This is a genomic window from Streptomyces sp. NPDC008086, assembly GCF_042957325.1.
In the GTDB taxonomy this organism is placed as follows: Bacteria; Actinomycetota; Actinomycetes; order Streptomycetales; family Streptomycetaceae; genus Streptomyces.
Genome location: NZ_JBIBIA010000015.1, coordinates 95,607 through 104,307, shown reverse-complemented (window position 1 = coordinate 104,307; position 8,701 = coordinate 95,607). Strand labels below are relative to the sequence as shown.

Below are 8,701 nucleotides of genomic sequence, written 5' to 3'. Positions count from 1 at the left end.
CGGGCCCGAGACCGGGCCCGAGGCCGGGCCCGAGGCCGGGCCCGAGGCCGGGCCCGAGGCCGGGCCCGAGGCCGGGCCCGAGGCCGGGCCCGAGGCCGGGCCCGAGGCCATGGGCCAGGAGACGGAGGCCAGAAGCCAGGGACGGAGACCAGGGCCCCGACATCCTCTCCTGAGCCCCGGGCAGGGACCGACGGGCTTTCCGCAGCCCACGGCCCACGGCTCGGGGGGCGGGGCCGGGGGCCGGAGGCCAGGGCCAAGAGCCGGAGGCGAGGGGCCTGGGCCGGGGACGGGGGCCCGGGGCCACGGCCGAGGCTGTGGTGGGGGGTCCTGCGGGTTCCCGTCCGCTGCGTACCGTTTTCACCCACCCGTGTCCGGGGACTCGGCCCCCATGGTGCAGATCGGATACACGATGATGACCGAGCAGGCCGGCCCCCGTGAGCTGGTGGACCACCTGGTCCGCGCCGAGGAGGCGGGCTTCGACTTCTCCGTGACCTCGGACCACTACTTTCCGTGGCTGCGTTCGCAGGGTCACTCGCCGTACGCGTGGAGTGTGCTGGGCGCCGCCGCCCAGGCCACCTCGCGGATTCCGCTGATGACCTATGTGACGTGTCCGACGTTCCGCTACCACCCCGCCGTGGTCGCGCAGAAGGCGGCCACGCTGCAACTGCTGTCGGAGGGCCGGTTCCGGCTGGGGCTCGGCTCGGGCGAGAACCTCAACGAGCATGTGGTGGGCGGTGGTTGGCCGTCCGTGGACGTGCGGCACGAGATGCTGGAAGAGGCGGTGGAGATCATCCGCGCCCTGTTCGAGGGCGGCCATGTGAACCGTCGCGGCCCGCACTTCGACGTGGAGTCGGCCCGGCTGTGGGACCTCCCGGACCAGCCGCCGCCCATCGGCATCGCCGTCTCCGGGGACCAGTCGTGCGAGCTCGCGGGCAGGCTCGGCGACCTGGTGATCGCCACGGAGCCCAAGGCCGAGCTGCTGGCGGCGTTCGACCGGCACGGCGGCGAGGGCAAGCCGCGCGTGGGGCAGTTGCCGGTCTGCTTCGACCCCGACCGGGACACCGCGATCGCGCGCGCCCACTCACAGTTCCGCTGGTTCGCCGGCGGCTGGAAGGTCAACGCGGAGCTGCCGCACCCTGATTCCTTCGAGGCGGCGACCCAGTTCGTCACCCCGGACGACGTCGCCGACTCGATCCCGTGCGGCGACGACCCGGACGCCTTCGTCGAGGCCGTGCGCCCGTACGCCGAGGCGGGCTTCACCGAGATCGCCCTGGTGCAGATCGGCGGCGACACCCAGCTGCCGTACCTCGACTGGGCGGAGAAGACGCTGCTCCCGGCGCTGCGGGACGCGCTCGGCTGACCGCGTGGGTGCCATAAGCTGCCGGTTGCACTTCCGCCGTCCGCGCCGTCCGCGCAGCCCCCACAGGAGAGTCTTCCGTGACACTGGCGTTCGTCCCGCCCGAGACGTCCCCCTCGCCCCAGGCCCCGCTGTCCGACCTCGTCGCCCGTGACGCCCGCGAGTTCGGGGTCTACGCCCGGACCGGAGGGTGGGCCTTCGGCCTGATGGTGGCGCGCAGCGTGCGGCCCGGTGGGCAGGGCGCGGGCGAGACGCCGAAGGTGTCGGCGAAGGAGTTCGCCGAGCTCGCCGGCTGCTCCCCCGACCGTGTGATGCGCTACTACAAGGCCTGGGACCGGGCCGCCGACGACGGTCTCGTCCCGCACTTCGAGGCGCTCGCCCCGGGCCAGGAGGTGGAGCTGCCCGACGCCGACGTGTGGCTCGGCTACTACGTCTCCCGCAACAGCGCGACGTCCGAGCGGGGCACCGCCATCTCCGAGGCCGCCGAGGCCGAGGGCATCCGCCCGACGAAGGCCCTGGAGGTCGCCGAGAACCCGACGGCGCTGCGGGCCGCGATCCTCGCCGACCCCTCGACCGCCCGCGCGGCCCGCCAGGCGCTGCTGGACCGGGTCCGCGAGGACCCGGACCTCCAGGCCGAGTTGGCGCGGGACGTCGTACGCACCGATGACCTGAAGAAGGCCGTCGCCACGGAGAGCCGCGCGGCCGACCGGATCGGCTACGTCCGGCAGATCGCCGAGTCCGGCCAGATCAAGACCCCGGCCGGGCAGACCCTCGACGCCCCGGTCGACGTGCGCCAGGAGGCCGAGCGGCATCTGTCCCTCATCGAGGAGCTGGAGGACGACGAGGACACGGGCGAGTGGGCCACCGAGGCCTACGACACCATGAAGACCCTCGTCGCCGAGACCGTGGAGGCCGACCCCGAACTGCGGGTGCGGGAGCGGCGGACGAAGTTCTACAGCAGCCTGCAGAAGGCGACGAAGGTCTTCGAGGAGCTGACCTTCGACGATGTGCAGGAGTTCGTCGAGGACGACATGGTGCAGCGGCTGGAGGAGCTCCAGCAGGCCATCTCCACCTGCATCACGGCGCTGCGCGGAGCGCAGGGAGGCGCGGTGCCAGAGCAGTAACACCGCTCACGTCTCGTTTCGCGCCGTCGCTCACTCCGTGTAGCGGCGGCGCGTCCACATCGGCAGGACGAACCAGCACAGCAGGTACCAGACGACCACGCCGGTGACGAGCCAGGGGACGTAGCCGTCGTGGGTGGCGACCCGGAGGATCAGCAGGAGCGAGGACGCGGTGGTGGCGAGGAGCAGGATCAGTCCGACGAAGGTGAGCCGGGAGGCCCACCTCACGGCCTGCGGCTTGATGCGCCGCCCGGACACCAGACGGTGCAGGGAGACCGGGCCGATCATGGCTCCGGTGGCTGTGGCACCCAGGACGACCGTCACGATGTAGATCGTCTGGTCCGTATCGCCCAGGGTGGCGTACTTAGGGGTGAACACGACCGTGAGCAGGAAGCCGAACAGGATCTGAACGCCCATCTGGGCCACGCGGACCTCTTGGAGGAGCTCACCCCACATGCGGTCGGCCCGCTCGTCCTCGCTCTCGTCGCGGCCGGTCCGTCTTGCGTTCTCCGTCATGCGGGACGGGTAACCCCGACCTTGAACGCTCAAACGAGGGGGCTCCGGGAGCAGCGGCGTGCCGCTACCGGAGCCCACGCGGCTACCAGCGGCCCTCCACCTGGTCCTTGATCCGCCGGTCGTAGAGGTCGCGGACCTCGGCCAGCGTCTCCGCGGACAGCTCCGGCAGCGCGGCGGCGGCCGCGTTGGCGCGGGCCTGCTCGGGCGAGCGGGCGCCGGGGATCACGGTGGTCACGCCGGGCTGCTGGATGATCCAGCGCAGCGCCAGCTGGGCGGGGGTGAAGCCCTCGGGGGCGAGGGCGGCGAACTCGACGGCCGACTCGACGCCCGACTCGTAGTCGACGCCGGAGAAGGTCTCGCCCTGGTCGAAGGACTCGCCGTGCCGGTTGTAGGTGCGGTGGTCGTTCGCGGGGAAGACGGTGTCCTTGGTGTACTTGCCGGACAGCAGGCCGGAGGCCAGCGGCACGCGGGCGATGATGCCGACTCCCGCCTTCTCGGCGGCGGGCAGCACCTCCCGCAGCGGCTTCATGCGGAACGGGTTGAGGATGATCTGCACGCTGGCCACGCCCGGCCGGGCGATCGCGGTCAGCGCCTCCTCGCAGGTCTCGACGCTGACGCCGTAGTGGGCGATGCGCTCCTCCGCGACCAGGGTGTCCAGGGCGTCGAACACCTCGTCCGTGGAGTAGACGGGCGTCGGCGGGCAGTGCAGCTGGACCAGGTCGAGACGGTCCACGCCGAGGTTGCGGCGCGAACGGTCGTTCCAGGAGCGGAAGTTGTCGAGAACGTAGTTCTCGGGGATCTGGTCGACGCGGCGGCCCATCTTGGTCGCCACGAAGACGTCCAGCTCGGGCCTGGCGCGCAGGAAGGCGGCGATGGTCTGCTCGCTGCGCCCGTCGCCGTACACGTCGGCCGTGTCGAAGAAGGTCACCCCCGACTCGACGGCCGCGTCCAGCACCGCGAGGGCTTCCTTGTCGTCGACGTCTCCCCAGTCGGCGCCCAGCTGCCACGTCCCCAGACCGACGACGGATGCCCGCTGACCCGACCTACCGATTACACGCTCGTCCATGGCGCCAGTGTGTCATTGGTCGTCGACCTGCGCGGAACGGCCCCCTCCACGCCGTTACCTGTGAATCCATCACCCACAAGGGTGAATCGGATCGACAGGCCCGCGGCGGGTGTCAAGCCGGTCCCTAGCGTGAGCCCGTGAACGACGACTTCAGCCGCAGGGGCTTCCTCCGCGCCGCCGCGCTGGCGGCCGCACCGACTCTTCTCCCGGCGGATACGGCCGTCGCCGCCCAGGAGTTGCCGGACTTCCCGTCGGACGTGGCGCTGTACCGCTCGGCATACCGCAACTGGGTCGGCGAGATCACCGCCGACGGGCTGTGGGCCTGCGCTCCGGACGGCCCGGATCAGGTGGTCGACGTCGTCAACTGGGCGTGGCGGCAGGGCAGGAGAGTCCGCGCGCGGGGTTCGTCGCACGGCTGGTCACCGCTGACGATCACGCCGGGCACGGCGTCGGACGCGCCGGTCCTCCTCGTCGACACCGCCTCCCGTCTCACCGGACTGTCCCTGGAGTCGCCCACCTCGGTGCGCGCCGGCACCGGCGTCACCCTGGAGGCCCTGCTCACCTATCTGGAGGAGCACGGCCTCGGCGTCACCGCCGCACCCGCGCCCGGCAACCTCACGCTCGGCGGCGCCCTGGCGATCGACGCGCACGGCAGCGCCGTACCGGCCCGGGGCGAGCAGCGGCTGCCCGGGCACACGTACGGCTCGTTGAGCAATCTCGTGCTGTCGCTGACGGCCGTCGTCTGGGACGAGACCGCCGGCGCGTACGTGCTGCGGACGTACGACCGTGACGAGGCGGACTGCGCCGCCCTGCTCACCCATCTGGGCCGCGCCCTAGTCACCGAAGTGGTGCTGCGGGCCGGCGCAAACAGCGACCTGCGGTGCGTCAGCCGTACGGACATCCCGGCCGGCGAGCTCTTCGCCGCGCCCGGCGCCGAAGGACGCACCCTCGCGAGCTTCCTCGACCGGGCCGGGCGCGTCGAGGCGATCTGGTTCGCCTTCACCGAGTTCCCGTGGCTGAAGGTGTGGAGCGTCTCCCCGACCCGGCCGCTGACCGCGCGGGAGGTGCGGACGCCGTACAACTACCCGTTCTCCGACAGAGTCCCGACGCCGGTCGCGGACCTGGCCGGGCGGATGGTGTCGGACGGGGCCTGGTATCTGGCGCCGGTGCTGGGCAACGCGCAGTACGACGTGGCCGCGCTGGGTCTGGTGGCGACGCTGTCGGCGGACATCTGGGGCCCGTCCAAGAACACACTGCTGTACCTGCGGCCGACGACGCTGCGGATCGCCACGAACGGCTACGCGGTACTGACCGGCAGGGACCAGGTGCAGCGTGTGGTCGCCGAGTTCACCGCCTTCTACCGGGAACGGCTCTCGGCGTACGCCGAGCGGGGGCAGTTCCCGGTCAACGGGTCGGTGGAGATCCGGGTGACGGGGCTCGACGATCCGGCGGACGCCGGCGTGGCCGGGGCGCGGACGCCGCTGCTGTCGGCGCTCGCGCCGCGCGGTGACCGTCCCGAGTGGGACACCGCGGTGTGGCTGAACATCCTGACACTGCCCGGCACACCGCACGCGGAGGCGTTCCTCAGCCAGATCGAGCGGTTCCTGCTGCGCACCTTCGACGGCGAGTACGCCATGACGCGGGTCGAGTGGTCGAAGGGCTGGGCCTACACCCGGGACGCCCCCTGGAGCGACGGCGAAGTGCTGGGCGCGGTCGTGCCCGGTGCCTTCGGGGCGGAGGCGTGGGGCGAGGCTTCCGCGGCCCTGGACCGGCTCGACCCGCACGGGGTGTTCGGCAACGCCTTCCTCGACCGGTTGTTCCGGTGAGGTCCGGTCACTCGCGGGAGGCCAGGGTCCTGGCGTGCACGGTGCGGGCGACCCTCACTCCGATCCACTGCTTGAGGCGGCGCCAGGCCAGTGACTGTCCGGCCGCCCGGTCGAGCCGGTAGTACAGCTGCGGCGGGACGTAGGGCAGCAGGGGCGAGTGGCGCTGGCCGAGCAGGGCGAACATCTGCTGCGGAGGCAGATGGATGTAGCGCTGCAGGTCCTCGTACCAGCGGGCGCTGTAGTGGGCCGCGCTCTGGACGGCCAACAGCTCCTGCTGACGCCGCTGTTGGTAGCTGGCGAGGGCCTGCGGGAGGGCGGCGTGCTCGTGCAGCGCTGTGGCGAGGGCGGCGGCGTCCTCCACGGCGAGGGTGGTGCCGGCGCCGATGGAGTAGTGGGTGGTGTGGGCGGCGTCGCCCAGCAGGACGAGGTTGTCGCGGTACCAGGTGCGGTTGGTCAGGGTGCGGAAGGTCTGCCACTGAGCCTTGCCGTCGGCGCCGGCGCGGCCCATGAGGGGGTGGCCGTCGAGGACACCGGCGAAGATCTTCTCCAGCACGGCCAGGGCCTCGGCCTCGGACGCGGTGTCGAAGCCGAGGCCGGTCCAGGTCTCGGGGGCGCACTCGACGACGAAGGTGCCGGCGTCGGGGCCGAAGCCATAGCCGTAGCACCAGATCCAGCCGTGGCCGGACTCGACGAAGGAGAAGGTGAAGGCCTCGAAGTTCTTGCTGGTGCCGAGCCAGATGTAGTGGTTGCGGCCGGCCCTGCTCTCCGTGCCGAAGTGGTGGGCGTGGCGGGTGCGCAGGGCGCTGTGGACGCCGTCGCTCGCCACGACCAGGTCGGCGGCGGGCAGGTTGCCCGGCGTAATCTCCTGCTCGAACCTCAGCCGTACGTCCAGAGCGCGGGCGCGTTCGGCGAGGATCTCCAGCAGCCGGTGGCGGCCGATGCCGTACCCGGCGTCGCCGGGTCTGCGGGTCGTGCGGCCCCGGACGTGGGCGACGCCCTCGCTCCAGCGGACCGAGCTGTCCTCGATGACGCGGGCGGACACGGGGTCGTGTTCGCACAGTTTGTCGAGCAGTCCGCGCCAGTACGTGACGCCCCAGCCGTAGGTGGAGCCCTCCGGGCTGCGTTCGTAGACGGTGATGTCGTGGGACGGGTCCCGCAGCTTCAGCAGGATCGAGAGATACAGGCCGGCGGGCCCGCCACCGACGCAGGCGACCTTCACGCGCACCCCTAGAAATGGTCTAAAACGGTCATATCACCCCGCAGGGTAGCAAGGCGACGGCCCTTGGCCACGACATTCGGGATCGCGCCAGTTTCGACCGGTGAGACAGACCACTCGCACCCCGCCCGCCCGCGAAGGACCACCTAAATCGCGATCCCCAGGGGAAGGAATTCCCCGTTCCGGCATCCGCGAGGGCCCCGCACGGCAAGATCATCTTGGTTCAAGTCTGCACGACATGTAGGCACTTGTCCGGATCGGAGCCAACCACTCCCGGCCGATTTCACCCACTCTCATCAGGCCCGATAGGCATGCGGAGTCGTCAACCGAACGAACCCAGGAGGTCCGCATGCCGGAACTCAGCCGTCGCCACGCGCTCACCGCCGCGGCCGTCCTCGCCACCGCCGCCGGTGTCCCGGCGGTCACCGCCCTCACCGCGTCCGCCGCCGGATCCGACCACCACGCCCTGCCGTCCTTCGACGAGGTCTACAAGGGCCGCCGGATACAGGGCAGGCCGTCCTCCGGGGGCGGCCACCACCAGCACGGCGGCGGATACGCGGTGTTCGTCGACGGGGTGGAGCTGCATGTGATGCGCAACGCCGACGGCAGCTGGATCAGCGTCGTCAGCCACTACGACCCGGTCCCCACCCCGCGCGCCGCGGCCCGTGCCGCCGTGGACGAGCTGCAGGGCGCCGAGTTGCTGCCCTTCCCCGCCAACTGACCTTCCGCACCCGCACCTTGGAGCACGCTCTACCATGACCGTCCGCAAGAACCAGGCCCTGCTCACCGCCGACGAGAAGCGCCGATTCGTCGCCGCCCTCCTGGAGCTGAAGCGCAGCGGCCGCTACGACGCGTTCGTCACCACGCACAACGCCTTCATCGTCGGTGACACCGACAACGGGGAGCGCGTCGGCCACCGTTCACCGTCCTTCCTGCCCTGGCACCGCAGATTCCTGTTGGAGTTCGAGCACGCCCTGCAGGAGGTGGACGCCTCGGTGGCGCTGCCGTACTGGGACTGGAGCACCGACCGCTCCATACGGTCCTCGCTGTGGGCGCCCGACTTCCTCGGCGGCACCGGGCGCAGCCGCGACGGGCAGGTGACGGACGGGCCGTTCGCGGCGTCGGCCGGCAACTGGCCGATCAACGTACGGGTCGACGGCCGTACGTTCCTGCGCCGCTCGCTCGGCACCGCCGTACGGGAGTTGCCGACCCGGGCCGAGGTGGAGTCCGTGCTCGCCATGCCGGTGTACGACATGGCGCCCTGGAACAGCGGGTCCGACGGCTTCCGCAACCACCTCGAAGGCTGGCGCGGCGTCAATCTGCACAACCGGGTGCACGTCTGGGTCGGCGGACAGATGGCGACCGGCGTGTCGCCGAACGACCCGGTGTTCTGGCTGCACCACGCCTACATCGACAAGCTGTGGGCGGACTGGCAGCGCCGGCACCCCGGCTCGGGCTATGTGCCGACCGCCGGGACACCGAACGTGATCGACATCAACGACACGATGAAGCCCTGGAACGACGTGCGCCCGGCCGACCTGCTGGACCACACCGCGCACTACACGTTCGACGCGGCCTGAGCCCCGTAGGGCTCGGCGG

Annotated in this window: 8 protein-coding genes; 5 read left to right on the top strand and 3 right to left on the bottom strand. The window is 71.5% G+C overall.

The features are described 5' to 3' along the window. The first annotated feature begins 388 nt into the window (after window positions 1-388). The gene (locus tag ACFZBP_RS38560) at window positions 389-1,360 is read left to right on the top strand and encodes an LLM class F420-dependent oxidoreductase (protein WP_383452662.1); all 972 of its coding nucleotides are present in this window, start codon (window positions 389-391) and stop codon (window positions 1,358-1,360) included. 77 nt (window positions 1,361-1,437) lie between these two features. After that, window positions 1,438-2,481 (top strand): hypothetical protein, encoded by a 1,044-nt coding sequence (locus tag ACFZBP_RS38555; RefSeq protein ID WP_391420570.1) that lies wholly within the window; start codon window positions 1,438-1,440, stop codon window positions 2,479-2,481. 30 nt (window positions 2,482-2,511) lie between these two features. Here ACFZBP_RS38555 and ACFZBP_RS38550 read toward each other — a convergent pair whose 3' ends face one another. Further along, window positions 2,512-2,994, bottom strand: coding sequence for a DUF6328 family protein (locus ACFZBP_RS38550; RefSeq protein ID WP_383452657.1), 483 nt, complete (start codon window positions 2,992-2,994; stop codon window positions 2,512-2,514). 82 nt (window positions 2,995-3,076) lie between these two features. Next, window positions 3,077-4,060, bottom strand: a complete 984-nt coding sequence (locus ACFZBP_RS38545) for an aldo/keto reductase (RefSeq protein WP_391420567.1) — start codon at window positions 4,058-4,060, stop codon at window positions 3,077-3,079. 137 nt (window positions 4,061-4,197) lie between these two features. Between ACFZBP_RS38545 and ACFZBP_RS38540 the strand changes: the two genes are divergently transcribed. After that, a complete protein-coding gene (locus ACFZBP_RS38540) occupies window positions 4,198-5,886 on the top strand; it encodes a cholesterol oxidase substrate-binding domain-containing protein (RefSeq protein ID WP_391420565.1) in 1,689 nt (562 codons plus the stop codon). Between the two features lie 7 nt (window positions 5,887-5,893). Here the strand turns inward: ACFZBP_RS38540 and ACFZBP_RS38535 are convergent, their stop codons facing one another. Next, the gene (locus ACFZBP_RS38535; RefSeq protein WP_391420651.1) at window positions 5,894-7,105 is read right to left on the bottom strand and encodes an FAD-dependent monooxygenase; all 1,212 of its coding nucleotides are present in this window, start codon (window positions 7,103-7,105) and stop codon (window positions 5,894-5,896) included. Between the two features lie 346 nt (window positions 7,106-7,451). On the opposite strand from ACFZBP_RS38535, the gene ACFZBP_RS38530 reads away from it, so the two are divergent. Continuing rightward, window positions 7,452-7,823, top strand: coding sequence for a tyrosinase family oxidase copper chaperone (locus ACFZBP_RS38530; RefSeq protein ID WP_391420562.1), 372 nt, complete (start codon window positions 7,452-7,454; stop codon window positions 7,821-7,823). 34 nt (window positions 7,824-7,857) lie between these two features. Then, on the top strand, window positions 7,858-8,682 hold the full coding sequence (locus tag ACFZBP_RS38525; protein WP_383452647.1) for a tyrosinase family protein: 825 nt from the start codon (window positions 7,858-7,860) through the stop codon (window positions 8,680-8,682). Window positions 8,683-8,701: the final 19 nt, after the last annotated feature.

Bases quoted from the DNA above. Each gene is read 5' to 3' on its own strand.
- ACFZBP_RS38560 (WP_383452662.1), top strand. From the start codon at position 389: ATGGTGCAGATCGGATACACGATGATGACCGAGCAGGCCGGCCCCCGT.
- ACFZBP_RS38550 (WP_383452657.1), bottom strand. From the start codon at position 2,994: ATGACGGAGAACGCAAGACGGACCGGCCGCGACGAGAGCGAGGACGAG.
- ACFZBP_RS38545 (WP_391420567.1), bottom strand. From the start codon at position 4,060: ATGGACGAGCGTGTAATCGGTAGGTCGGGTCAGCGGGCATCCGTCGTC.
- ACFZBP_RS38530 (WP_391420562.1), top strand. From the start codon at position 7,452: ATGCCGGAACTCAGCCGTCGCCACGCGCTCACCGCCGCGGCCGTCCTC.
- ACFZBP_RS38525 (WP_383452647.1), top strand. From the start codon at position 7,858: ATGACCGTCCGCAAGAACCAGGCCCTGCTCACCGCCGACGAGAAGCGC.